The sequence below is a fragment of the Bacillus cereus group sp. MYBK220-1 genome (assembly GCF_051916445.1).
Classification (GTDB): Bacteria; Bacillota; Bacilli; order Bacillales; family Bacillaceae_G; genus Bacillus_A; species Bacillus_A cereus.
Genome location: NZ_JBQAGQ010000010.1, coordinates 68,848 through 92,973, shown reverse-complemented (window position 1 = coordinate 92,973; position 24,126 = coordinate 68,848). Strand labels below are relative to the sequence as shown.

The following is a 24,126-nucleotide window of genomic DNA, read 5'->3' as shown; positions in this document are numbered from 1 at the left end:
AATAAAGTACGCCAGACTTTAATAGACTAGCGTACTTCCCAACTCAACTCTTAATAACTTCTTTCGTTAACCCCTTCGCCTTCTCCAAAGCGTTTTTGATTTGTTCAAACCCAGTCCCGCCAGCACTGTTACGACGCTTTACAGCTGCATATGGTGACAGCACTTCATACAAATCTTCTTCAAATAAGGAGCTCATTTCTTTATATGTTTCAAGAGAGACATCTAATAAATAAATTCCTTTTTGTGTGCAATATAGCACTAACTTTCCAACAATTTCATGAGCTTTACGGAATGGTAGTCCTTTGTTCGCTAAATAGTCAGCAATTTCTGTTGCGTTGGAGAAATCTTGCGTCACAGCTTGCCCCATTTTTTCTTTGTTTACAGTCATCGTTTCAAGCATGCCCGCCATAATATGAAGGCATCCTTCTACTGTTTTAACTGTATCAAACATTCCTTCTTTATCTTCTTGTAAGTCTTTATTGTAAGCGAGCGGTAATCCTTTCATTACTGTGAGTAAACTGAATAAATTACCGTATACTCTGCCTGTTTTACCACGGATTAGTTCCGCCATATCCGGATTTTTCTTTTGCGGCATAATGCTGCTTCCCGTTGCATATTGATCGCTCATTTCAATAAATTGAAACTCTTGGCTACTCCATAAAATAAGTTCTTCGCAAAAGCGTGATAAGTGCATCATAAGCATAGAGGAGTTACTTAGGAACTCCAGTATGAAATCACGATCGCTTACTGCATCTAAACTATTTTCATAGATTCCATTAAATCCAAGAAGCTCCGCACTATACTCTCGGTCGATCGGGAATGTCGTTCCAGCTAACGCTCCTGCTCCTAATGGGGAGATATTAATACGCTTTAACGAATCTTCATAACGATTTACATCACGCTCTAACATCCAAAAGTAAGCGAGAATATGATGAGCAAATGAAATCGGCTGAGCACGTTGCAAATGCGTATAGCCAGGCATAATTGTCTCAATGTTATTTTCTGCTTGATGAACAAGAACAGTTTGCAATTGTTTTATAGCTTTTATAATATGTTCTACCTTTTCTTTTAAATACAAATGCATATCTGTCGCTACTTGATCATTACGACTTCGGCCAGTGTGAAGTTTTCCTCCTACTTCGCCAATTTGTTCAATTAACATTTTTTCGATGTTTAAATGAATATCTTCTGCTTCTACTGAAAATTGTAGCTTATTCTCTTTTGCTTCTTTCAATAAATATTGAAGACCTATCTTTATTTTCTCTGCTTCTTCTTGCGTCACGATGCCTTGCTTTGCTAGCATCGTTACGTGTGCCATACTCCCATTTATATCTTGATTTACTAATTGTTGATCGAAGGAGATGGATGCTCCGAACTCTTCAACCCATGCTTCCGCTTCTTCTGTAAAACGTCCGCCCCAAAGTTTGCTCACGCTTCCACCTTCTTTTGATTCACTTGGCTGTATACTTTCGTCGGTAAACCGAATAATGAAATGAATCCAACTGCTGCATCATGATTAAATTCATCTTGAGCAGTATATGTTGCTAATTTTTCATCGTATAAAGAGTATTCAGATTTACGTCCTTCTACAATCGCATGACCTTTAAATAATTTCACACGCACTGTACCTGTTACATTCTTTTGCGTTTCTTGTAAAAATGCATGAAGCGCTTGTTTTAAAGGCGAGAACCATAAACCATTATAAATAAGTTCTGTTATTTTCTGTTCAATCACTGGTTTAAAATGTGCTACTTCTTTTACGTGTGTTAAATCTTCCAACTCTTTATGCGCAGTGATTAACGTCATTGCTGCTGGGCATTCGTATACTTCACGAGATTTAATACCGACAAGACGATTTTCTACGTGATCAATACGTCCAACGCCGTGTTTTCCAGCAAGCGCATTTAACGTTTTAATTAATTCTGCAAGTGAATATGCAGTGCCATTTAAAGTAGTCGGTACGCCTGCTTCAAATCCGATTTCTACAAACTCTGGTTTATTCGGTGTATCTTCTAATGCCAATGTCATCTCATATGCATCTTCTGGCGGCGCTGCCCATGGATCTTCTAAAATTCCACATTCGTTGCTGCGTCCCCATAAGTTTTGATCGATTGAAAACGGGCTATCTAAATTAATCGGAATTGGTACATCGTTTTCTTTTGCATAGGCAATTTCTTCTTCACGTGACCACTTCCATTCACGTACAGGTGCAATCACTTCTAAGTAAGGATTTAATGCTTGAATAGAAACTTCAAAACGAACTTGATCATTTCCTTTCCCTGTACATCCGTGTGCAACTGCAGTTGCGCCTTCTTGTTCTGCGATTTCTACTAATTTCTTCGCAATAAGCGGACGAGATAATGCAGAGACAAGAGGGTATTTCCCTTCGTATAATGTGTGTGCTTGCATCGCCATCAATGCATATTCGTTTGCAAATTCTTCTTGAACATCAATCATATATGATTTAATTGCACCTACTGAAAGTGCCTTTTCTTTTACAAATGCTAAGTCTTTACCTTCCCCTAAGTCTAAACAAAGCGCGATAATATCATAATTCTTCTCTTGTAACCATTTAATTGCAACGGAAGTATCAAGACCTCCGGAATATGCTAATACAACTTTTTTCTTCTCCATTTTGCATCCCCCTAAAGAATAAATATTCATTTCCTTTTATAATAATTCACACTTTACCACCTTTCACAAAATGTATCAAGAGTCATTTTCAAATTTTTTCAAACAATTTCGTCGAACTTCTTTCTGTTTTTATGTACAATATAAGCAGGAAAACGGGGGTGAACTTATGGAAAAGTATTTCTTATACGATGAACATCTAGGAATTGAAATTCCACATTTACAAGAAGACTGGGAAGAAATCCCCGAAAAAATGCAACATGCTATTTTACTAAAATGGGAACAAGTTCGCGGGAAAATTCCTGATCGTATAAAAGAACTTGAGCACTATATTAATACAAAACAACATTATTTAAATAACGAAGAAGACTTCGAAGTTTCTTGTAAACTAAATTCAGAAATTGCCAATCTTGCTTCCATCATTAATGACCTTTGGCTTTGGTATCGACTCACTCAAAATGTATCTGAGGGGAAAGCACACCAATGAAAAAAGCATGCCCCTCAATAACTTTGGGTCATGCTTTTTTTGTCATAACATGATTTACAATATATTTCTTGTGCTGTTTTCGCCAAACATACATCGAATGGACCAACTAATATACTTCTTTCTTTCGGCAACTTTACAAAAGCAACAAGCTCTTCTTCATATTGAATTTTTTTCTGACATGAAATGCATATTAATTCTTTTCTTTTGAACATGTCTTTTAGCATACCTTCACTCTCCCCTTCATCTATCTATATTAATATACTCTCATAATAGTTAAGACTTGTAAAAAAATGACACATTCTGAATCGAATGATTCATATACTATGTACAAAAGGAGGTTTAAAAATTATGCGTGCTTTCGTTATTATCACTTTAACTTTTTTAAGTGTAATTAGTTGGGATGCGTTTTTTAAAGATAAAAGTGATGAAAAGAACACAACGGAATAAAACCCTTTTTTCTTACTTATTGGACAAACCGTTATAAACTGTCCAATCCTCCGAAATAACTTAGGCTTTTCTACAAAAATATTTAAACATAACATTTTTTGTAGATTCCCTCCGTTTATTGTCGGTTTCCATCCGCATACATTTTTTAAAAGTATGATATAATAGTATAAATCTTGAAGGAAGGGATTTTGATATCATGATCGCTCGAAGGAGCATGTGGCATCGTATTGACGAATCATACACGTAGCGTATTTTTCAGCTCAGATACTTTAGTCTAGCGAAAAAAATACGAGAGTGGGGAAATTATGATTGCCCGAAGGATAATTTGGCAAAAAAAAGACTCTTCTTACACATAGCGTTTTGTTTAGGACTTAATTGTTACTAACTAAACAAAACAAAGAAGAGCAGGATTGCTAAATGACGAATCCTACTCCACGTTTTGTTTAGTCGTTTTAAGACTTAAACTAAAACGAAGGTAGGGAGAATTGATGGACGAGAGGATTATTCGTTATTTCTTCAGCGACATATAGCGTAGTTAGTTTTTTCGTAAACTAACTGAAAGCTACATGTGAGCTCGTAGTTAGTTTACAACACAAAAAGGACTACTAACTACGGAAAGAAGGAATAACGATGAGGAACATCCAAAGTCGGCAAATTATTAAAGAAATTTTTATGGTTTTAATCGGTTCATTTATTTTAGCAGCAGCGCTATATCACATTCACTTCCAAAACCACTTAACAGAAGGTGGATTTGTAGGAATTGCACTATTCATTCAAAACTTTTATGATATTTCACCATCTATTTCAACTGTATTAATGGATATCCCAATTATTTTACTGTGCGCTTCATTTTTAGGTAGAAAAATGGTTGGTTATTCATTCCTAGGTTCAATTTCATTCGGAGTATTTTATTCCTTTATGGAAAATTATTCTCCATTTACGGTAGATTTATCAAATAACTTATTTATAGCTGCAGTAGTTGGCGGTGCGTTAGCTGGTATTGGACTCGGTTTTATATTACGATTTGGCGGTGCAACCGGTGGAGACGATATTTTAACAATTGTATTAAGTAAACGAACTCGTTTTACAATTGGGCAAATTTTCTTCGTCTTTGACGCGATTGTTCTTGCGCTTTCATTATATTATTTAAATTGGACAGAAATTGCTTTTACTATTCTTTCGATTGCCGTACAGGCAAAAACATTGGATTTAATTTATTATCCAAAAACAGAAAAAACAGCAGAAAAGCAGCCAGTATCTGTTCCAATGTCCAAAAAACATGCAACAAATTAAAAAAGCGAAAGGCTTCGGCCTCTCGCTTTTTTTATGCTCTTTTTTCTTTCTCGACTATATGGCGCACTTGATAAAATCTATTTGCAAATTCAGTAACGTTTCTTGTTAAACGATAATTCACTGTAGATCCAATTGCCATTCCAATTACCGGTATACCTTGGAATAATTTACGACGAAGAGCATAAATCGAAAATGTCTTCAAAATTTGTTTTAACACAACCTCAGTAGAAGCTGTTTGTAGCACTGCTTCGTCTCCTTCGTAAAAGAACGAATCTTCTTGCTCCAGCTCTTGCAATAAATTGTACCATGCATATTGCTGAAGTCTTCCTGGTAGTAATGACGCATGAAACACCTTTAACGCAAGCATCATTTCATACGGCTTGTTCACATCATGTCCAAATGATGTTGCAATAAGTTGGACTGCCTTCACATTTAACGCGATCATAACCGGAAAATCCGCCGTTAATAATAATAAACCTCCAGCACCTGTTGCCCCACCTTGTACAAATGAATATAGACGATGACGTGCTGTTTGCTGCTCTGCTATGTATGTTAATTGATCAATAGATAATGCTTTCAAATCTTCAAGCTGTTCAATCGATTCATCAAATAACCTTGATGTTCCTAAAATCCGATTACGTGCATCTAACTGTGCTTGTGAACTTTGAATAAATGCATGCAAATGAAAGAGCCATCCATCTGCTTTCGTGAAGAATTCTTTTCGCTTTTTCTCAGGTAATTTCGCAACTGTAGCATGTAACCATTTATCAAACACTTTTTGAAAATCGGTCGCTTCTTGCTCAACTAATTGCGCTTCCCATTCTTTTATATTGTCTAAAATGGCTTGTTCTCGCTTCGATCGCATCGTAACAACCACCTCGTTCGATTTTTTTCTATTGTAACATATTTCTGCTTATTCTTTGCAAATATGCTTGTCTATCTTTATTCACATACCATTTTTGAATGGCATAAAATATTAACAAAAAGGATGAGATAAATCACATGAATCTATCCGATATAAAAAAAGAATATAATGCGGTATTCAGCTTAGGACAAAACTGCTGGCCCGCTTGGGCATTATATCAATTAGAATTATCACCATTTTTTGGCGTTATTGATTTTATGCTAAGTCCCTCATTAGAAAAAGTGAATGTATTATTACAAAATCGATTTGACCGCTTTTTAAATTTCGAAAATTTATCCTTCATCTCATTTTGGGATGATGATGCAAAATTAAGATTAAGGGACAACCTTTATGAAATTGACTCCTGTCATGACTTTAAAACAGATGTAAATACACCAACTTCTTGGCCTTCTTATACAGAAATTAAGTTAAACTATGAACATCGTATTAATCGTTTTCTAGCTACAATTGAAACGGCAGAATCCATATTATTTATTCGAACTGGAGGAACATATGAAGAAGCATGTTCCCTAGAACAAAGTTTATCTCAAATCGTTACACATACATTCTCTGTCCTGTTACTAATTCCTGCCGATATACCAACTATCACCCAAGAAGATTGGGGATTACAACGTATTTGCGTTATGAAATGTCCTATTATGGATGTATACCAATACAATGAAGCATTTTGGAAAGACTTATTTGATGGAATTACGATTAGACCACATTCTTAAATACATGACACCTTTACTACAAAAAATATTATAATCTTCCTTATACAAAAAAATAAGGAGTGATTCTATATGTATCCACGTGCAAAAGCTTTCGGTCTTGCTGTACATCAAGATCGCCTTCTCGTACAAGAATATTATACAGAAGGCGAAATATATTATCGTCCTCTTGGCGGTTCAATTGAACTTGGTGAAAAATCAGCACATACTGTTATTCGGGAGTTTAAAGAAGAGCTTCATACGGAGATAGAAATCACCAATTATTTAGGGTGTTTAGAAAATGTCTTTCATCTCGATGGAGACATTGGTCATGAAATCATTCAACTATATTCTTTGCGTTTATTAGACACGTCACTATATGAAATGAAAATATTAAATATACAAGATGAAGAAACAGTAGCGTATGCGAAATGGATTCCTATTACGGCATTCATTCAGAAAGAAAAAATATTATATCCAGATGGAGTTTTAAAATACATCCAAAAGAAAAAAGACGAAATCCTATAGGATCTCGTCTTTCTTTTCATATATTAACCAATATCTCCAAGACGTAGTACGTCACGAGCAATCATAACTTCTTCGTCAGTTGGAATTACGATAATTTTTACTGGAGAGTGTGGGAAGCTGATGAATGCTTCTTCACCGAATACGTTATTACGTTTTGCATCGAAGTATACGCCCATGTACTCAAGGCCTTCTAATACACGCTCACGAATAATCGCACTGTTTTCACCTACACCAGCTGTGAAGATGATTGCGTCTACACCTTTCATACGAGCAGTGTAAGAACCGATGTATTTGTGGATACGGCTTACGAATACATCAAGTGCTACTTTCGCACGGTGGTCGCCTTCTTCTTCTTTCGCAATGATGTCACGTAGGTCACTAGAGTAACCAGTAAGACCTAACATACCACTCTTCTTGTTTAATACGTTAACTACTTCTTCTACTGTTTGGCCTGTTTTTTCCATGATGTATGGAATTAACGCAGGGTCAAGGTTACCAGAACGTGTACCCATTGTTACACCAGCAAGTGGTGTGAAGCCCATAGAAGTATCGATAGATTTACCGCCTTCTACTGCTGCGATACTTGCACCGTTACCTAAGTGACAAGAAAGTAAGCTTAAGCTTTCAATTGGACGACCTAATAATTCAGCCGCACGCTCAGTTACATATTTATGAGAAGTTCCGTGGAAACCGTATTTACGGATGCCGAATTTTTCATAGTACTCATATGGTAAGCTGTATAGGAATGCAGATTCCGGCATTGTTTGGTGGAATGCTGTATCGAATACTGCTACTGCTGGTACGTTTGGTAATACTTCTTGGAATGCTTTAATACCAACAACGTTTGCTGGGTTATGAAGTGGTGCTAAATCGCTTAATTCTTCGATATCAGCTAATACTTCATCAGTAATTAAAACAGAGTCAGCAAATTTTTCGCCGCCGTGAACAACACGGTGACCGATACCGCCAATCTCATCTAGAGATTTAACGATTCCGTTTTCAGTTAACTTTTTAAGAAGCATATTAACTGCTACTGCGTGATCTGGAATGTTTGTAATTTCTTTTTGTTTTTCGCCATCTACAGTAATAGTGAAGATACTATCTTCTAAACCGATACGTTCTACTAAACCTTTTGTTAATACTGTTTCACTTGGCATTTCAAATAATTGGAATTTTAAGGAAGAGCTTCCTGCGTTAATCGCGATGATTTTTGACATCTAGTCTTTCGCCCCTTTTTCTCTTGGTAGTTGTGTGGATGTTTCCACAAACCGCTCGATTTTATCTGATCAAATTCACCAAATATGAAAACGTTTCATCATTAGCAAATTTTATACTCACGATTTTAATTTAAACATCGTCCGACATATATTTCAAGTGAAAAAATTGTAACACCAAGAAAAAATATATATTACAGATTTCAAAAAAATTCAGTTAAATCTTGTATATATTTAAAAATATGACATATTATATAAAACTGTACTACATGAATCACTAATGCTGTTACATATACCCAGCTTTATTTATGTGTTGCAAACCAAGTATTTAATTGATCCATAATGTCTTCCATCGCCTTCATGTTAGAGAATTTAGGCAACTCCACTAATAATGCCTGTTTTGGCATTGTTACATTAGCGCCTTTCTTTTGGAGAACAAATATACTTTTTGCATTTTTCTCGTTTTTAAACATGGAAACAGGAAGCTGTAATAACCCTTGAATAAAGCATGTTTCTTTAATAAATGCATGTAATTTTGGTGCCTGGTCACTTTCAAAAATGAAGTTTGGTACTAAGAAGAATAAGTAACCGCCCTCTTTCGTATGTTTCACACTTTGTTCAATAAATAAGTGATGGGCATACGACATTCCTTCATCTGCTTTTAATTTATATTCACTTGCACCGATTTCGTTTGGATAATAACCAACCGGTAAGTCTGAAACGACTGCATCAACTGGATCGATATAAAGTGGTGCTAGTCCATCTTGATGGAAGAATTCGATTGCATGCTTTTGTAAATTTGCATTTACTAAAGCAAGTTTAATTAGCACTTCATCCACTTCTACACCAAATCCACTCATTGTTAGTCCTTCTTTGGCGCTATTAAACACTGTAGTCATTAAATTACCTGTTCCAATTGCAGGATCTAAAACTGTGATCTCGTTTTGACCTTGCATAAATTTATGGAATAAGTAACTCATGAACATTCCAACTGCATCAGGCGTCATTTCATGATTCGCTTGTACGCCTTCTTTCATTCCTTTTAAGATGGCTAACTGAAATGCTTTACGAATTTCTTCACCTTTATATGTTTCTTCATTAAACGTACTATATTCACGATTCAGCCTTTCAATTGCTGATTCGGATAATTCCTCTTGTAAAATCGCTCCCTCAAACAAGTTATCACCTGTTTCTACAAGCGCCTCTAAATATGTTACATCTAATTCTTTACGTAAAACTACCGCAGAAGAATCAAAAATAGAAAATAATGTTTCTACTGTCTGACTCACGTACATTCCTCCTTCTCTCTTTTACACATAACTTATATCATACCACAAAGTGATTTTTTCCAAAAAGAAAAAGCGACCTCCTGTAAAGAGCTCCCCTTTAGTTATATATGATATAACGTTTTTTCTCATATATCGATGCTGTTACAGAGCAATATATGAGAAAAAACGACCTCTTTATAAGAGGTCATTCTCTTCACATTACTTCGCAGATTTAGCTGCTTCTAATGCTGCTTCATAGTTTGGATGGCTTGTACCTTCGCTTACGTATTCTGCGTAAACTACTTTGTCATTGCTATCTACTACGAATACTGCACGAGCAAGTAAACGAAGCTCTTTCATTACTAAGCCGTAAGCTTCACCGAATGAAAGGTCGCGGTGGTCAGAAAGTGTTACAACATTTTCTAAACCGTTTGCTGCACACCAGCGTTTTTGAGCGAATGGTAAATCAGCGCTAATTGTTAATACTTTCGCGTTTTCAATACCTGCTGCATCTTGGTTAAAACGACGAGTTTGTGCATCACACACACCCGTGTCGATTGAAGGTACAACACTAATTAATTTCACTTCACCTTTGTATGTTTCTAAACTTACTGGAGATAAGTCGTTTGCTAATACTTGGAAGTTTGGCGCTTGATCGCCAACTTTGACTTCTGTTCCAACTAAAGTCATTGGATTACCTTTAAAAGTTACGTTTGCCACTTGAAAATCCTCCCTTATTTAAACAAAATATGTACAATGTAAATGATAGTTTGTCCCTATCGATAATGCAAATAAAATCGCTTTATTTACAAAAAAATTAAAGAAGCTAACCTATTGATTAGCTTCTTTATTCGTTAAATTTGAAATTCAGGATCATCTTCTTTTCGTTTATCCATCATTTCTTTCACTTTATCAACAGCTTGTGGCGCTAATTCAATTATCTTATCGATGACGTGTGTTTGTTTATCTAAGTGCAATACTTTCACACCATCTCCATTTATAACAAGAAAGGCAACAGGATTAATAGAAACTCCTCCACCACTTCCCCCGCCAAATGGATGACGGCCTGAATGTTCTACTTTACCAAATTCACTTCCACCAGCAGCAAATCCGAAACTTACTTTCGAAACTGTAAGAATTACGCTTCCATCTGCCGCTTTAATTGGGTCACCAACAATTGTATTTACATCAGTCATTTGTTTTAAATGCTGCATTGCTGTTGTCATTAAACCTTGAATTGGATGGTCCATTCTATATCCCCCCTATGCTTGAACAGATTTTTCTGTCATACCAGATCTTTGTCTTCTCATAAATACGAGTAATTTGACGCCAGTTTTTATAGCGCGGAATATACGAAAAGATGCTGTTAACTCGCATCTTGATGCAAATCCTTTCCCTTGAAAAACTGGGGTAATTTCAAATTCTGGTACGTCGACAATATGCATATATTGTCCGACAACTCCAGCAGCCATACCTTTTGTCCCCCATGCATATCCAGTGACAATTCCAGTACTAGCTGCATCGCCTGCTCCAATTTGTGTATGCCATTTCCAACCATTGATTTTCACTCGTTTGAGAAAATCTTTAACAATAGTATGAACTTCTTGAAGCTTTTTTATCAGTTCACCAATGCTGTCAAGTTGCGCCATAATTTTATTATCGAGTCCGCCGTCCTCTTCAGCTTTTTCGATTTTCTGTCCTGTCTTTTTCTGCTGTTTTTCAATTCTTTCCAACACATCAAATGTATATCGAATCATCCATATTTTCACTTGAAGCAAACATTGCTTTTCCATTTCTGAATATAAAAATGTCACCTTAAGCTTTATTTTCGACAATAGTATAAACAAAATAAAAAGAAGAAGAATTATTATTCCAATTACGAGCCACTTCATACGTATCATCCTTTCACTCCGTACCCATTATCGACAAGTTTATTCATCGTTAAACAGAGTTTTATAAGATTGAATATAAAAATTTTTCTAAAAATAAAAAGGTATTTTGACAATTTATATCGAAATATATTATTTGAACATATCATCAGGGAACGGACTCTAATGATATGTAGCACGAAAAACAGAAAATTTAACTGCAGTGGAGGGATACATAATGGCAGATCGTCGCAATTTATTTTTCTTTTATGGTGATGACAAAGCAACGCTCGTTGAAAAAATGAAACCAATCTATCGTATTTTAGAAGAGAATGGATTTACCATATTAGATCATCCAAAAAATGCAAACGCTATCGTCAGTGTTGGAGATGATGCAACCTTCTTACAAGCCGTTCGTAAAACTGGTTTTAGAGAAGATTGCTTATACGCAGGGATTTCTACGAAAGATGAAATTTCTTTCTACTGCGATTTCCATATTGATCACGTTGATACAGCCCTTCAAGAAATTACAAAAAATGAAATTGAAGTGCGAAAATATCCAACAATTCAGGTAGATGTAGATGGCAGTACATCTTTCCATTGTTTAAATGAGTTCTCATTACGTTCTAGCATTATTAAAACATTCGTTGTAGATGTTCATGTTGATGATTTATATTTCGAAACATTTAGAGGGGACGGTTTAGTAGTTTCTACCCCAACAGGAAGTACTGCTTACAATAAATCATTGCATGGTGCAGTTGTTGACCCGCTTATCCCATGTTTCCAAGTAAGCGAACTAGCATCTTTAAACAACAACACTTACCGTACGCTCGGTTCACCTTTCATTTTAAATCACGAACGTACATTAACTTTAAAACTAAGACCAGACGGTAACGATTATCCTGTTATCGGCATGGATAACGAAGCGCTTAGCATTAAACAAGTGGAAAAAGCTGTTGTACGCTTAAGCGATAAACAAATTAAAACAGTTAAATTAAAAAACAACTCTTTCTGGGAAAAAGTACAGAGAACGTTTTTATAAGATTAAAATAACCGCAGAATTATGGAATTCCATAATTCTGCGGTTATTTATTTCCCCCGATTGGCGCGAACAATAATCTCTTACTATCCGGCCGTTATTCTTGTCAGTTTTTGTCGGTAAGTCGATATATTCCGAAAACCGCTCATATATTTTTACGCATCTTTTCTATAGACAACTTGGCCATCTATTACGGTCATTTCTGCTTGTACTTCTTTTATTTCTTCTGCCTCAATTTCAAAAATATTGCGGTCTAATATTGTAAAATCTGCTTCATATCCTTTTGCAATTTGCCCTCGCTTCGCTTCTTTTCCGATTGCATAGGCACTTCCTGTTGTAAATAAAGAAACAGCCTCATAAACCGTTAATCTTTCCTCAGGCATATAGCATATACCGTCAATAAAACTTCTACGTGTAACAGCGCTATATATGCCTAAAAACGGATTCACTTGTTCAATGGGAGCATCTGAGCCACCGTTGCAGTGTAATCCTGCTTCCAGTAACGTCTTCCAAGCGTACGCATAACGAAGACGGTGCTCGCCTAGTTTTTCAATGACTGACGGAAAATCTGATGAAAGAAAGACTGGCTGTATATCGATAATGGCTTGCAAGTTTTTCATTCTTTCTATCAACTCTTCACGAGCAAGCTGACAATGAATAATACGGTCACGTAACCCTTCTGCTGGTGGATATAATTCGAGTGCATCAATGACATATTCAAGCGATAAGTCACCGATAGTATGAATCGCAACTGGCATATGTAAATCTCGTGCTTTCTTTACTAATTCCGCAAGTTCTTCACGTGAGAAAATCGCAACTCCATTTGTTTCCTTCGCATCTTCATACGGTTCACTTAATAATGCTGTTCTTCCGCCAAAAGAACCGTCAGAGAAAATTTTCATTGCTCCAAATTCAATACAATGTTCATTTTCATATTCTCTTCGTTCATGTGCTACTTCATGGTGAACGAGCAAATGGGCTTTAAATGGCATTTCTTTTATAACGTGAGAAAACGCATTATATGTTTTTCTAAAACCACCATAATAATTTAAATCTTCCGTATGCCCGCCAACAAGTCCGTATTTCCAGCAATCTTTAATCGCTGTTTGCAGAGCTCTTTGTAAATAAGCTTCATCAATTTCTGGCTGAACATGTTTAATTAATTCTTGCCCTTGTTCATATAAAAGCCCTGTTAACTTATTTGATGAATCTCTACCAATTTTCCCGCCTTTTGGATCTTCTGCCTTTTCTGTTATATTCGCTTCTTGCAGTATGTATGAATTCACCCATGTAACGTGACGACAAACTCGCTTTAATAAAATGGGATGTTCTTTCGAAATTTCATCTAAATCACGCGCATGAACATCTTTCGTATCTGTAAAGTTATTTTCATTCCATCCTTCTCCAATAATCCAAGAGCCCTTTGGAGCTTCTTCCACTCGCTTCTGAACAAGAGTAAGCACTTCGCCATAAGATGTACAATTTGATAAATCTAGACGGAGTAATCTCTCTCCATGCCCAATAAGATGCATATGACTATCAACGAGACCTGGGATCATTGTTTTGCCTTTTAAATCGTACAATGTAACCGCGGCATATTGGTTTTCTAACTCTTCTTTACTTCCAACATCAACGATCGTACCGTTTTCAACGTAAACAGCGTCCACTTTTTCATTTTCTTCTCTCACTGTGTAAATGGTGCCGCCATACCAAATTTCTCCCATATATCCCATCTCCTTTATTTTTTATTGTATAAAAAAAAGCACCATTTCAAAACATGGTGCTTTTCTAAAAATTACTTTTGTTCGGTAGTAGATGTTGTAACTTGCCATTCAATATTAAATTTATCTTTTACTTGTCCGTATGCTGGGCTCCAGAATGTTTCTTGAAGTGGCATGATAACTTCTCCACCTTCTTGTAACTTATCGAATACTTCTTTTGCTTTTTCTGCATTACTAATTTGAATTGCGATTGTTACTTGAGATCCGATTGCATGCCCTTGACCTGGGAATGTATCAGAAATCATAAGATCCGTATTACCAACTTTTAAAGTAGCGTGTAAAACGCGCTCTTTCGCTTCAGCTGGAATCGGGTATTCTGGATTTTCAGGCATGTCACCAAAAGTTTGCATAACTTCTACTTTTGCATCTAAAGCCTCTTTATAAAACTGTACAGCTTCTTGCCCACTACCATCTAAAACTAAGTACGGATTAATACCTAAAATCATACGGACACCTCTTTTTTAAATTTATAAAATAGAACTTGTGTTCGTTTTTATTTTATCATTGATTTACATTTCATTCAACTATTTACTTCACTGTTTTCAAAATTATTTTGACGGAATCTCCATCTCTTGTTTTCTAAGTTCAATACGGCGAATTTTTCCAGAAATCGTTTTTGGTAGTTCATCTACAAATTCAATTTTGCGAGGGTATTTATATGGTGCAGTGAGTTCTTTGACGTGTTGTTGGAGTGTTGGAATTAATATTTCTTCGTTCTTTTCTATATTCTCTCTTAATACGATAAATGCCTTCACGACACTTCCACGAATTTCATCAGGACTTGCGACAACTGCACATTCTCTTACGTAAGGATGTTTTACAAGTGCATCCTCTACTTCAAACGGCCCGATTGTATAACCAGAGCTAATAATGATATCATCGCCGCGCCCTTCAAACCAGAAGTAGCCGTCTTCATCTTTCTTCGCTTTATCACCTGTAATATAATAATCACCGCGAAATTGCATCGCTGTACGCTCATCGTCTTTGTAATATTGTTTAAAGAGGGCCGGCGTTTCAATGTGAACTGCAATATCACCAACTTCGCCTACTTTAACTGGAGTACCTTCCTCATTTACGATATCGACATGGTTACCTGGCGTTGGTTTCCCCATTGATCCTGGTCTAATATCCATCCCTTTCATTACACCAACAAGTAATGTGTTTTCCGTTTGCCCATAGCCGTCTCTCACTGTAATATGAAAGTGCTTTTTGAACGTTTCAATGACTTCTCTATTTAACGGCTCACCTGCCGATACAGCGCTATGTAGTGCCTCTAAATTGTACTGGCTTAAATCTTCTACCTTTGCCATTAATCTATACTCAGTCGGTGTACAACAAAGTACATTCACCTTATTATCGTCTAATAAGTTTAGGTACGTTTTAGGTTCAAACTTACCGTGATATACAAACCCTGTTGCCCCTGATCCTAAAGTTGCTAAAAACGGGCTCCAAATCCACTTTTGCCAGCCTGGACTAGCTGTTGCCCATACAATATCATTCTCTTCAATTCCGAGCCAATTTGGAGCGCTCGTACGTAAATGAGCGTATGCCCACGCATGTGTATGAACGACACCTTTTGGATTTCCTGTCGTTCCTGACGTGTAAGATAAAAAGACCATATCTTCTTTATCTGTCTTCGCCATTTCTAACATGTCACTCTCTGTTTCTAACGCTGTTTTTAAATTAATCCATCCATCTACTGACTGTTCGCTCAGGACAAATTTTCGAAGAGATTCCATCGCTTCTATATCATCAAACTGCCTAATATACGGCTCATAGCTTACTATCGCTTTTACTTCTCCATGTCCAATTCGATATTCTATATCTTTTTTACGTAACATTTCCGAGCTTGGAATTACGACAAATCCTGCTTTAATAGCAGCAATATACGTCATGTACGCTTCAATTAAACGCGGCATCATAATGAGAAGCTTGTCCCCTTTTTGCAAACCACTTTTTATAAAAGCGTTTCCAATTTTATTCGCACCTTGCATTAATTCAGCGTATGTAACTTCCCTTCGATTCCCTTTATCATCTTGCCAAATTAAAGCTAACTTCCCTTTATCACCTGTATATTTCTCTATTTCAGAAACTAAATTATAAGACGGTGGCGCCAACAATTCTTCTCGCTTCATAAAATATCCTCCCTTTTCTTTATGCCTCCTTTATATAATAAAGAATTTTCAGTTAATTTTGAACCCTCTTCTTTTGACAAATTTTTCAGTTCTGTCGAATTAGTAAACGAAATTACATCGACTTACCGACAAATAGCGACACAACACAAAAAAGAAAGAGCGGGAGAACCCGCTCTTTCTAAGCCATCATATGGGATTATTTTTGGTAACCGCCTAATTGTTGCTCAGCTAGTGAAACTAGACGTTTAGTGATTTCACCACCAACAGAACCGTTAGCGCGAGCTGTTGCATCAGCTCCAAGTTGAACACCAAACTCTTGAGCGATTTCGTATTTCATTTGGTCTAATGCTGATTCAGCACCAGGAACCGCTAATTTATTTGTGCTACGTGACATGTTATATCACCTCCTTGTGAGTATAGAGTGTGATAAATAACATGACTTCATACACGTTTTAGATATGGTAATTTATGGTTTTAGAAAAGTTCTTCAAATTTTTCTTCTTCCGCCACTACTTCTACCGTTTGTAATACCATTGTTTCTTTGTTCGCTACAGCTTCATCGATTAATGGTGTGAAATCGTATTTCGCTTCAAAACGATTTGCTTTTTCACGTTTCGGCTTCGTCGCTGGGCTTGCTGGTGTGAATACAGTACAGCAATCTTCATATGGACGAATTGAAATATCATACGTGCCGATTTCTTCAGCGATTTTAATAATCTCTAATTTATCCATCGTAATAAGCGGACGAATAACTGGGTAGTTTGTTACTTCGTTAATCGTATGCATACTATCTAACGTTTGGCTTGCTACTTGTCCAAGACTTTCACCAGTCGTAATTGCAAGTGCGTTACGCTCCTCAGCAATGCGTTCTGTAATACGCATCATCATACGGCGCATAACCGTCATTGAATAGCTAGATGGGATTTCTTTATTAATCGTTTTTTGCACTTCTGTAAACGGAACAAGGTGAAGCGTTACTCGTTTACAATACTTCGTTAACTCTTGTGCTAAATCGATTACTTTTTGTTTTGCACGCTCACTTGTGAAAGGTGGACTATGGAAGTGAACTGCTTCCACAGATACGCCGCGTTTCATCGTTAAGTAAGCTGCTACTGGGCTATCAATACCACCAGAAAGAAGTACCATTACTTTTCCGCCAACGCCAACTGGTAAACCGCCAGCTCCCATACGCTCATCGCACATGATATAGCTATAGCCACTGCGGATCTCTACGCGTACATTTACATCTGGATTATGAACATCTACTGTAATATCTTCTGTATTTTCTAGAATGTGTCCGCCAATCTCAGGTAATAATTCCATCGTTCTCATTGGGAAATGCTTATAAGAACGGTGTACAGTAATTTTAAATGTTTTCACATCACCTTTTACTTGTAAGAAAGCTGCTAATGCACCTTCTTTAATGTCTTCTAATTCTGATGGTACTTTCATCGCTAAGTTAAACTTATGAATACCAAATACATCCTTCAATCTTTCAGAGACTGCTTCATGATCTTCACCATTTAACTGGATGTACATACGATCATGTGTTGCATCGATTTTAATATTTGGGAATTTTTTCAGTTTGAACTTCACGTTATCTTTTAATGTGCTTACAAACTTAGAACGGTTCTTACCTTTTGTCGTCATTTCTCCGTAACGCACTAAAATATATTCATATTTCAACATAATTTCTTTACCTCATCACTTCATATAATTTTGGCATCGTCTCTTTTACAATACCTTCAAATTGTTTTACTTCTTCCATTGTGTTTTCTGGTGCCAAACTAATACGAATAGCGCTTGCAGCTGCTGCATGCGGCACTCCCATTGACACTAACACTCTGCTCACTTCATTTGCTTTTGAAGAACAAGCAGATTTCGTTGACACATATACACCGTGTTCTTCTAAAGCATGAACGACTACTTCTGGTTTTAAACCAACAAATGATACATTTAAAATGTGCGGTGCTGCATATGCAAGCGACGTGTTAATCGTTACATCTTCCATCTCTTTAAAGAAACGAACAAGCTCTGCTTGTAAACTTTGCAAATGAGCTACCTTTTCTTTCACTTGTTCCATTGTCATACGAAGTGCTTTCACCATCGCTACAATGCCAGGTAAATTTTCTGTACCAGAACGATACTTAAGCTCTTGTTGACCACCTGATAAAATCGGATCTAATCTTACGCCATCGCGTACATAAAGAAGACCCGTTCCTTTTACACTGTGGAATTTATGTCCAGATATTGAGCAAAGATCAATATGAGACGCATATAAATCAAGCGGTACTTTCCCTATCCCTTGTACATGATCTACATGGAATCTTATTTTCGGATGATTCGATAATAACGTTCCAATTTCAGCAACGGGCTGAATTGCTCCAGTTTCGTTGTTCACATGAATAATTGACACAAGAATCGTATCTTCACGAAGTGCTCGTTTCACATCTTCTACCGACACAACACCATGCTCGTTAACCGGTAAATATGTTACATCAAACCCGAGTTCTTCTAATTGCTTATATGCCTCAAACACAGACGCGTGTTCAATATTTGTTGTAATGATATGTTTGCCACGCGAACGATTCCTCATCGCTATCCCTTTAATCGCAAGGTTATTCCCTTCCGTTCCACCTGATGTAAAAATAATTTCAGAAGGTTTAACACGAAGAAGCTGCGCTGCAATCGTTCTTGATTGTGTTAATAGACGCTCTGCCTCTCCTCCAAGCGAATGAATAGAAGAAGGATTACCAAAATATTTCCCAGCAACCGTCACGTACGATTGAAGAGCTTCTGGATATGGCTTCGTCGTCGCACTATTATCAAAATAGATCATCGTTCTTCCCCTTTCAGCGCTATCACATCGTATAATCATATCATAAATACGTGTCATTACGCTAAGACTACGCAAAGGTTCCATTTTATCTCGATTGGTGAAGGCTAATAATTGTCGAGGATGCCCTCCTATTACAGTTTCACTTTATCCCGCATGAACGGGCAATAAGACTCTCACCTCAAAATCCAGTTAGAGCAAAGAAGTTAGGTAGGAGTCGGGCTGTCCGTAAATGCCCGATTGGTGAAGGCTAGTAATCAATGGGGATGAATCCTCCTACTGATTACAGTTTCACTTTATTTTGAAACGAATAACCTTGCTGTATTCCGCTATTCATTATAGCAACATCGTCTGCAAAATTACACAAAAAAACAAACCCTTTTATGAAAGGGTTTGTTCATTGTCTACATATTCAGCTATTTTTTGAACAACGCCAGGTTCAAGTTGCTCTAATACTGAAGCCGCTTGTTCTAAAGCTGCATCGTATTGGTATTCACGGAATAATTTCTCAGCATAATTTAAACTTTCTGCTAGGTTTTCATCATGACTACGGTAACGGTTACCGTACTGAATTAATTTTTCCACTAAATATGCTTGTCCAATTAACTCTTCTGTCATTTCAGCCACACCGTTCACAGTTGTGTATGCTTCTTCTAAACTGCTATTTACAGCGTTCATATTTAACGGCTTCACTTCTAATTGTTCATATACAGCTTGCATTGCCATTTGCCCTCTTTTTAAATCTTCCATAATACTCTCTGGAAGACCTGGCAAATTCGACTTTTGCATAAAGCGTTTCGTTTCGAAAATAGTATTTCGCATTTCTTGTAACTTCTCACGTGCTTCAAATTCTTCTTTGCGCATCGCTTGCAGCATTTCTTTATATTCTGCATGAAGTACTTTTAACGTTTCACATTGCTCATAAACCTCTTCTAGTTCCTCACGAATAATAGAGAAGGCAATATCTTGTTCTGCAACGCGTAATTGTAGCATTTCAAAACGTTTCGTTAAAATGTGCATTTGCTTTTCAATTACTTTTTGAGACTCAATGTCTTTATCTTGTAACTGATAGCTTTGTTTCACAAGTTGTGTTTCTGTTTTCGTTTCAATCGTTTCGATACGCATTTCTTCTAAGTCATCGTAAACAGAAAGTGTTTTTTGCTCCACATAATGTCTCGCATGTACTTCTTGTTCCAATTGATCGTAGAAGCCATCTAAACGTGTTTTTAAGTTTTCTACTTTTTCAGCCGCTTCTGTTATATGAAGCTCCTGTATATCCATTAAACATGTTTGTAGTTGTTTCGTCATATCGCGAACTTCTTTAGGGACTTCCAAATAATCTAATACATAACCTTGTCTTACCATATCATTATGTCCGTGTAATAAATCTTCCAGCTGAACTGGTAACGTCGCTTGACACTCTACCAATAAATCTGGAATTTGGTGAATAATGATTTCTAAATCTGCTAAACCTTCTTCCAAACTAATAACAATTTCTCTCGCTTTTAAATAGTCGCCATTGTTTGTTGCTTCTTCAAAGGTTTTAAATTTCTCAGATTCAGCGTCTAGCATCTCTTCGATTTTCTGCTCTGCTGCTCCATACATATGTCTATGAGCAAGAACACTCTTTTTCATACTACGATATGTATCACGTAACCCTTCAATTTCCGAGCTATTTTTCTCATGGCTTTCTAACAATTGCTGTAATTCATTTAAAATGTCAGTAATACGATTATCAGCGTCATCTAAACCACTTATGGATTCGTTCATCGCATGCTTTGCTTTTCGGAAGGAGAATTGCGAGGCGAATTTTCGCGCTTGCGCTAAATCTTTGTCAGCTTTCGGAAGGGTTGTTGATACAATTTCATCCCATTCTTCACGCCATTTACCAAACAGTTCTTCTGTTTGACCCGTCATGTTTAAATCTTTTACCCGTTTTAGTTCATCTGCCACAGGTTTATCTTTTATCTCTTGTTTCCACTGCTCCAGTGCTTCAATATCTTTATATGAACGATTTCTTATCACAAGCTCTATCATGAGCAGCACTAGAATAGAGCTTACTACAATGATAACGATCGTCAGGATAGAATCCATGCAAAAAAGCCTCCTAGTTATATCTCTTTTTTTGTCCGTTCCGTTTATGAAATGGAAGGCATTATGTATAAAAAGGGAATTCCCCTATATTTAACAACTAACAATGTACTAATCATACCATGTAATGGTTTGTTTTTGACCTAGTTTTTTTTAAAATTTCATGTTTCTTTCAATGTGATTGTAATCTTTCTCAATATTCCGCCTACCTCACTCCCTATCCTCAAATGATTGTAATAACAAACAATCTTTCGTATGGGATACGAAATAAATTTTCCGCATGAGTGGTGGTTCAACAGAAATTACATGTACATTTCCTTGCCTTACAGACTGCTCTACTGCCCTTTCTGGAAGTAACGTGATACCAAGGCCAGCTTTTACCATTGCAAGCATCGGTTCTGCGTAAGATGTTTCCACAGCTATAGTTGGTTTTACACCTATTTCATGAAACATGTTCATAATCATTTTCCTTACATCACATATTTCTGGATATACAATTAATTTTTCATTGTGCAGCTCTTCTATTTGAATGACTATCTTCTCTTTGTACGGATGATTATTTGAAACGGCACAAACAATTTTCTCTTGTTGCACTTCTTTTATATACGTAGCACCTTCTACTACTGAATCGATGAACATCGCGTCAATCTCCCGCGCTTTAAATAAATCTCTTAATACTTCCGTATGCCCGATTTGCCATTCCACTTCGAACTCATCACCTAATATATCTTTACATTCTGATATGTAATGCTCCGCTAAACTCGGTAGTATACCAATTGAAAACTTCCGGTTCTCTTGATACCCCCTCATTTCTGTTTTCACTTCATTTATTTGCTCCAAAATCGGTAACATTCTTTTTATAAATAACTCTCCTGCCTCCGTTAACTCTACTCCTTGCGCAGAACGTTTAAGTAAAGTAACCTCTAAATCCGCTTCTAACTTTTGAATTTGTTTACTAAGCGCTGGTTGTGATATATGTAAAATCTTACTTGCCTTTGATAAACTTCGCGTATGCTTCACTTCAATAAACGATCGTACTGCCTCCAAATCCATCGTACACACCTCTAACAAAAAGTTATAACCGTTATAAGAAATCGATATTTCCTCCTATAAACAATTACTCTTTATACTTATTTCATCAACTTACTATAACGAAATGTAAAGGGGAAAGATACTCTTGAACAAAAAACAAATGCTACTCGGATCCTTTCTATGCTTACTCGCCGTCACTGCCTGGGGATTTATGTTTCCTGTAATGGCAAGTGCTCTGCAATTTATCGATCCATTCTTCTTCACAACGCTTCGCTATGGATCAGCAGCTATTATTTTTCTTATTTTGCTATTAATTACTGAAGGAAAGACTTCACTCCGCTTAGAAAAAAGAACACTTTCTCTATTCTTTTACGGGACAGTCGGTTTCGCGGGGTATGGTTTTCTCGTTTTCTACGGACAGCAACTTGCCGGACCTTCCGGAGCAATCCATGCAGCTATGATTCAATCCCTTATGCCACTGATTGCCTTATCACTGCAATGGATAACCCAAAATCGCCGCCCACAAAACTATACATTCCTTTGTATGTTCGTTGCATTACTTGGTGTTATGCTTGTCATTTCAAAAGGAAATATTGAATTACTATTTGGAGCTGCAAGCCACTTATCAACAAATATATTGATGCTATGCGGCGTTACTTGCTGGGTCATTTATACAAACGGGGCTGCTCGTTTTCAATCTTGGTCACCACTTAGGTACACGACATTAACTTGTTTATTTGGCTCCATTTCACTCATCGTTATTGTTACTTTCTTAACGTACACAAATATAGTTACTATGCCGTCACTGCGTACAGTTGTGAGCGTTCGTTTTGAGCTCTTTTATATGTCGATTATCGCAGGCGTTATCGCTGTATTTTGCTGGAATATGGGAAATCGCTATATTTCATCTATTAACGGCATATTATTTATGAATTTAGTTCCTATCCTTGCACTCATTGGTTCTATCTTTCGAGGTTATACAGTCGATAAAATTGAAATCGCTGGAGCTGCATTAACAATTATCGCGCTATTATGTAACAATTTATGGCAAAGAAAAGTAAACATAAAAATCCCCACCTCAGTTCGTTAGGTGGGGATTCTTCACATATGAACAGCTCTTGGCCATTCATGGTACATATTCGCTTTACATAATGCTTGTTCCATCCATTGCTCAATCTCTTTCGTATACATTTCTATGAAAAATGTCTCAGACGGGAAAGAATGGAGTACTTCTGATATATATTGTGGATATAAAAACGGCATACTTATCATACCTTTTAATTGCGTCATAAACATTGTAAATGATACTTTCTGAAATTCTTGTTTCATTTGTCCTTGTCTAATCATTTGTTCTATATAATATCTTTCTTTAGAAAAATAAACGGTCATCACTTCACGAATTAATGTCGTATCAAGCGAAAGCTCTCGGTAGAAGAAACGTGTTAGTTCTCTATTTTCAAATTGATATCGTAAAATCCCGCGCACCATTTGCACCATTACATCTTTAGCCGACAAATACTCTCTCTGTTCAAACGACATTTCAATCACATGAATATATCCTTCTAAAAAATCAGTAATAAGCTGTTCTAATAAACCTTGCTTCCCAGCAAAATAATATGAAATATTCGCTACATTCACATCCGCTCGCTTTGCAATGTCTCGCACCGACGTTCCATCATAACCTTTCGTATTAAACAACGATATTGCCGCATCAATTACTTTTTGTTTCGTCTGCTTCATGCGCTCACTTCCCCTCACTGAACAGCTATAGTTTAAATTTCTTGACTTTTAAGACAAATTCCTTTAATTTTCTATCGACAAAGTCATGTGAAATACATCGTATTTTGCTAATATTTTACACA

The 24,126-nt window shown here is 36.6% G+C and carries 24 protein-coding genes; 6 read left to right on the top strand and 18 right to left on the bottom strand.

The window, feature by feature from the left end; genetic code table 11:
• Positions 1-43: 43 nt before the first annotated feature.
• Both argH and ACTFRU_RS26465 read right to left on the bottom strand, forming a co-directional pair.
• Positions 44-1,432, bottom strand: coding sequence for an argininosuccinate lyase (gene argH, locus ACTFRU_RS26470; RefSeq protein ID WP_440037965.1), 1,389 nt, complete (start codon positions 1,430-1,432; stop codon positions 44-46).
• On the bottom strand, positions 1,429-2,634 hold the full coding sequence (locus ACTFRU_RS26465) for an argininosuccinate synthase (RefSeq protein ID WP_000412315.1): 1,206 nt from the start codon (positions 2,632-2,634) through the stop codon (positions 1,429-1,431). Before ACTFRU_RS26465 ends, argH begins: the two co-directional genes overlap by 4 nt.
• Before the next feature lie 166 nt (positions 2,635-2,800).
• Here ACTFRU_RS26465 and ACTFRU_RS26460 point away from each other — a divergent pair, with 166 nt between their 5' ends.
• Positions 2,801-3,118 (top strand): radical SAM protein, encoded by a 318-nt coding sequence (locus tag ACTFRU_RS26460; protein WP_090977624.1) that lies wholly within the window; start codon positions 2,801-2,803, stop codon positions 3,116-3,118.
• Positions 3,119-3,132: 14 nt separating this feature from the next.
• Here the strand turns inward: ACTFRU_RS26460 and ACTFRU_RS26455 are convergent, their stop codons facing one another.
• Positions 3,133-3,342, bottom strand: coding sequence for a hypothetical protein (locus tag ACTFRU_RS26455; protein WP_000910274.1), 210 nt, complete (start codon positions 3,340-3,342; stop codon positions 3,133-3,135).
• An 853-nt stretch (positions 3,343-4,195) separates the two neighbouring features.
• Here ACTFRU_RS26455 and ACTFRU_RS26450 point away from each other — a divergent pair.
• Complete coding sequence (locus tag ACTFRU_RS26450) at positions 4,196-4,858, top strand: YitT family protein (protein WP_001244515.1); 663 nt, start codon at positions 4,196-4,198, stop codon at positions 4,856-4,858.
• A gap of 31 nt (positions 4,859-4,889) precedes the next feature.
• On the opposite strand, the gene ACTFRU_RS26445 is transcribed toward ACTFRU_RS26450, so the two are convergent.
• Positions 4,890-5,723 carry an EcsC family protein gene (locus tag ACTFRU_RS26445; protein ID WP_001256850.1) on the bottom strand — a complete coding sequence of 278 codons (834 nt, stop codon included), beginning with the start codon at positions 5,721-5,723 and terminating at the stop codon, positions 4,890-4,892.
• A 137-nt stretch (positions 5,724-5,860) separates the two neighbouring features.
• Between ACTFRU_RS26445 and ACTFRU_RS26440 the strand changes: the two genes are divergently transcribed.
• A complete protein-coding gene (locus tag ACTFRU_RS26440) occupies positions 5,861-6,496 on the top strand; it encodes a DUF1796 family putative cysteine peptidase (protein ID WP_001053733.1) in 636 nt (211 codons plus the stop codon).
• Positions 6,497-6,565: 69 nt separating this feature from the next.
• On the top strand, positions 6,566-7,000 hold the full coding sequence (locus ACTFRU_RS26435) for an NUDIX hydrolase (RefSeq protein WP_000283500.1): 435 nt from the start codon (positions 6,566-6,568) through the stop codon (positions 6,998-7,000).
• A 23-nt stretch (positions 7,001-7,023) separates the two neighbouring features.
• Here ACTFRU_RS26435 and ackA read toward each other — a convergent pair whose 3' ends face one another.
• The 5 genes from ackA to ACTFRU_RS26410 all read right to left on the bottom strand — a co-directional run bounded on the left by ackA (position 7,024) and on the right by ACTFRU_RS26410 (position 11,383).
• Positions 7,024-8,217 carry an acetate kinase gene (ackA, locus tag ACTFRU_RS26430; protein ID WP_000034575.1) on the bottom strand — a complete coding sequence of 398 codons (1,194 nt, stop codon included), beginning with the start codon at positions 8,215-8,217 and terminating at the stop codon, positions 7,024-7,026.
• Between the two features lie 299 nt (positions 8,218-8,516).
• Positions 8,517-9,503: a class I SAM-dependent methyltransferase gene (locus ACTFRU_RS26425; protein ID WP_000084367.1), complete on the bottom strand. Its 987-nt coding sequence runs from the start codon at positions 9,501-9,503 to the stop codon at positions 8,517-8,519.
• Positions 9,504-9,701: 198 nt separating this feature from the next.
• Positions 9,702-10,202: a thiol peroxidase gene (gene tpx / locus ACTFRU_RS26420; RefSeq protein ID WP_000024525.1), complete on the bottom strand. Its 501-nt coding sequence runs from the start codon at positions 10,200-10,202 to the stop codon at positions 9,702-9,704.
• 134 nt (positions 10,203-10,336) lie between these two features.
• Positions 10,337-10,732 carry a GerW family sporulation protein gene (gene ytfJ / locus ACTFRU_RS26415; RefSeq protein WP_000350003.1) on the bottom strand — a complete coding sequence of 132 codons (396 nt, stop codon included), beginning with the start codon at positions 10,730-10,732 and terminating at the stop codon, positions 10,337-10,339.
• A gap of 12 nt (positions 10,733-10,744) precedes the next feature.
• The gene (locus ACTFRU_RS26410; RefSeq protein WP_002164419.1) at positions 10,745-11,383 is read right to left on the bottom strand and encodes a DUF2953 domain-containing protein; all 639 of its coding nucleotides are present in this window, start codon (positions 11,381-11,383) and stop codon (positions 10,745-10,747) included.
• A 205-nt stretch (positions 11,384-11,588) separates the two neighbouring features.
• Between ACTFRU_RS26410 and ACTFRU_RS26405 the strand changes: the two genes are divergently transcribed.
• Positions 11,589-12,392: an NAD kinase gene (locus ACTFRU_RS26405; RefSeq protein WP_000785177.1), complete on the top strand. Its 804-nt coding sequence runs from the start codon at positions 11,589-11,591 to the stop codon at positions 12,390-12,392.
• Positions 12,393-12,544: 152 nt separating this feature from the next.
• Here ACTFRU_RS26405 and ACTFRU_RS26400 read toward each other — a convergent pair whose 3' ends face one another.
• The 8 genes from ACTFRU_RS26400 to ACTFRU_RS26365 form a co-directional block, all read right to left on the bottom strand.
• Positions 12,545-14,113: an amidohydrolase gene (locus ACTFRU_RS26400; RefSeq protein ID WP_006926457.1), complete on the bottom strand. Its 1,569-nt coding sequence runs from the start codon at positions 14,111-14,113 to the stop codon at positions 12,545-12,547.
• A gap of 71 nt (positions 14,114-14,184) precedes the next feature.
• Complete coding sequence (locus ACTFRU_RS26395) at positions 14,185-14,616, bottom strand: VOC family protein (protein WP_000600350.1); 432 nt, start codon at positions 14,614-14,616, stop codon at positions 14,185-14,187.
• A gap of 102 nt (positions 14,617-14,718) precedes the next feature.
• Complete coding sequence (mbcS, locus tag ACTFRU_RS26390) at positions 14,719-16,305, bottom strand: acyl-CoA synthetase MbcS (protein WP_000817766.1); 1,587 nt, start codon at positions 16,303-16,305, stop codon at positions 14,719-14,721.
• 196 nt (positions 16,306-16,501) lie between these two features.
• Positions 16,502-16,699: an alpha/beta-type small acid-soluble spore protein gene (locus ACTFRU_RS26385; protein WP_000091640.1), complete on the bottom strand. Its 198-nt coding sequence runs from the start codon at positions 16,697-16,699 to the stop codon at positions 16,502-16,504.
• Positions 16,700-16,779: 80 nt separating this feature from the next.
• A complete protein-coding gene (thiI, locus tag ACTFRU_RS26380; protein ID WP_000922337.1) occupies positions 16,780-17,994 on the bottom strand; it encodes a tRNA uracil 4-sulfurtransferase ThiI in 1,215 nt (404 codons plus the stop codon).
• 7 nt (positions 17,995-18,001) lie between these two features.
• The gene (locus ACTFRU_RS26375) at positions 18,002-19,144 is read right to left on the bottom strand and encodes a cysteine desulfurase family protein (RefSeq protein WP_000638992.1); all 1,143 of its coding nucleotides are present in this window, start codon (positions 19,142-19,144) and stop codon (positions 18,002-18,004) included.
• Positions 19,145-19,522: 378 nt separating this feature from the next.
• A complete protein-coding gene (ezrA, locus tag ACTFRU_RS26370) occupies positions 19,523-21,235 on the bottom strand; it encodes a septation ring formation regulator EzrA (protein ID WP_000377303.1) in 1,713 nt (570 codons plus the stop codon).
• A 207-nt stretch (positions 21,236-21,442) separates the two neighbouring features.
• Positions 21,443-22,285 carry a LysR family transcriptional regulator gene (locus ACTFRU_RS26365; protein ID WP_000362529.1) on the bottom strand — a complete coding sequence of 281 codons (843 nt, stop codon included), beginning with the start codon at positions 22,283-22,285 and terminating at the stop codon, positions 21,443-21,445.
• Positions 22,286-22,409: 124 nt separating this feature from the next.
• Between ACTFRU_RS26365 and ACTFRU_RS26360 the strand changes: the two genes are divergently transcribed.
• Positions 22,410-23,354 carry a DMT family transporter gene (locus ACTFRU_RS26360; protein WP_016123448.1) on the top strand — a complete coding sequence of 315 codons (945 nt, stop codon included), beginning with the start codon at positions 22,410-22,412 and terminating at the stop codon, positions 23,352-23,354.
• 11 nt (positions 23,355-23,365) lie between these two features.
• Here the strand turns inward: ACTFRU_RS26360 and refZ are convergent, their stop codons facing one another.
• The gene (refZ, locus tag ACTFRU_RS26355; protein ID WP_000814923.1) at positions 23,366-24,004 is read right to left on the bottom strand and encodes a forespore capture DNA-binding protein RefZ; all 639 of its coding nucleotides are present in this window, start codon (positions 24,002-24,004) and stop codon (positions 23,366-23,368) included.
• Positions 24,005-24,126: the final 122 nt, after the last annotated feature.

Excerpts from the sequence above, each read along its gene's own strand:
- ACTFRU_RS26465 (WP_000412315.1), bottom strand. The coding sequence starts at position 2,634 with ATGGAGAAGAAAAAAGTTGTATTAGCATATTCCGGAGGTCTTGATACT.
- ACTFRU_RS26460 (WP_090977624.1), top strand. The coding sequence starts at position 2,801 with ATGGAAAAGTATTTCTTATACGATGAACATCTAGGAATTGAAATTCCA.
- ACTFRU_RS26455 (WP_000910274.1), bottom strand. The coding sequence starts at position 3,342 with ATGCTAAAAGACATGTTCAAAAGAAAAGAATTAATATGCATTTCATGT.
- ACTFRU_RS26450 (WP_001244515.1), top strand. The coding sequence starts at position 4,196 with ATGAGGAACATCCAAAGTCGGCAAATTATTAAAGAAATTTTTATGGTT.
- ACTFRU_RS26445 (WP_001256850.1), bottom strand. The coding sequence starts at position 5,723 with ATGCGATCGAAGCGAGAACAAGCCATTTTAGACAATATAAAAGAATGG.
- ACTFRU_RS26440 (WP_001053733.1), top strand. The coding sequence starts at position 5,861 with ATGAATCTATCCGATATAAAAAAAGAATATAATGCGGTATTCAGCTTA.
- ACTFRU_RS26435 (WP_000283500.1), top strand. The coding sequence starts at position 6,566 with ATGTATCCACGTGCAAAAGCTTTCGGTCTTGCTGTACATCAAGATCGC.
- ackA (WP_000034575.1), bottom strand. The coding sequence starts at position 8,217 with ATGTCAAAAATCATCGCGATTAACGCAGGAAGCTCTTCCTTAAAATTC.
- ytfJ (WP_000350003.1), bottom strand. The coding sequence starts at position 10,732 with ATGGACCATCCAATTCAAGGTTTAATGACAACAGCAATGCAGCATTTA.
- ACTFRU_RS26410 (WP_002164419.1), bottom strand. The coding sequence starts at position 11,383 with ATGATACGTATGAAGTGGCTCGTAATTGGAATAATAATTCTTCTTCTT.
- ACTFRU_RS26405 (WP_000785177.1), top strand. The coding sequence starts at position 11,589 with ATGGCAGATCGTCGCAATTTATTTTTCTTTTATGGTGATGACAAAGCA.
- ACTFRU_RS26400 (WP_006926457.1), bottom strand. The coding sequence starts at position 14,113 with ATGGGAGAAATTTGGTATGGCGGCACCATTTACACAGTGAGAGAAGAA.
- ACTFRU_RS26395 (WP_000600350.1), bottom strand. The coding sequence starts at position 14,616 with ATGATTTTAGGTATTAATCCGTACTTAGTTTTAGATGGTAGTGGGCAA.
- mbcS (WP_000817766.1), bottom strand. The coding sequence starts at position 16,305 with ATGAAGCGAGAAGAATTGTTGGCGCCACCGTCTTATAATTTAGTTTCT.
- ACTFRU_RS26385 (WP_000091640.1), bottom strand. The coding sequence starts at position 16,699 with ATGTCACGTAGCACAAATAAATTAGCGGTTCCTGGTGCTGAATCAGCA.
- thiI (WP_000922337.1), bottom strand. The coding sequence starts at position 17,994 with ATGTTGAAATATGAATATATTTTAGTGCGTTACGGAGAAATGACGACA.
- ACTFRU_RS26375 (WP_000638992.1), bottom strand. The coding sequence starts at position 19,144 with ATGATCTATTTTGATAATAGTGCGACGACGAAGCCATATCCAGAAGCT.
- ezrA (WP_000377303.1), bottom strand. The coding sequence starts at position 21,235 with ATGGATTCTATCCTGACGATCGTTATCATTGTAGTAAGCTCTATTCTA.
- ACTFRU_RS26365 (WP_000362529.1), bottom strand. The coding sequence starts at position 22,285 with ATGGATTTGGAGGCAGTACGATCGTTTATTGAAGTGAAGCATACGCGA.
- refZ (WP_000814923.1), bottom strand. The coding sequence starts at position 24,004 with ATGAAGCAGACGAAACAAAAAGTAATTGATGCGGCAATATCGTTGTTT.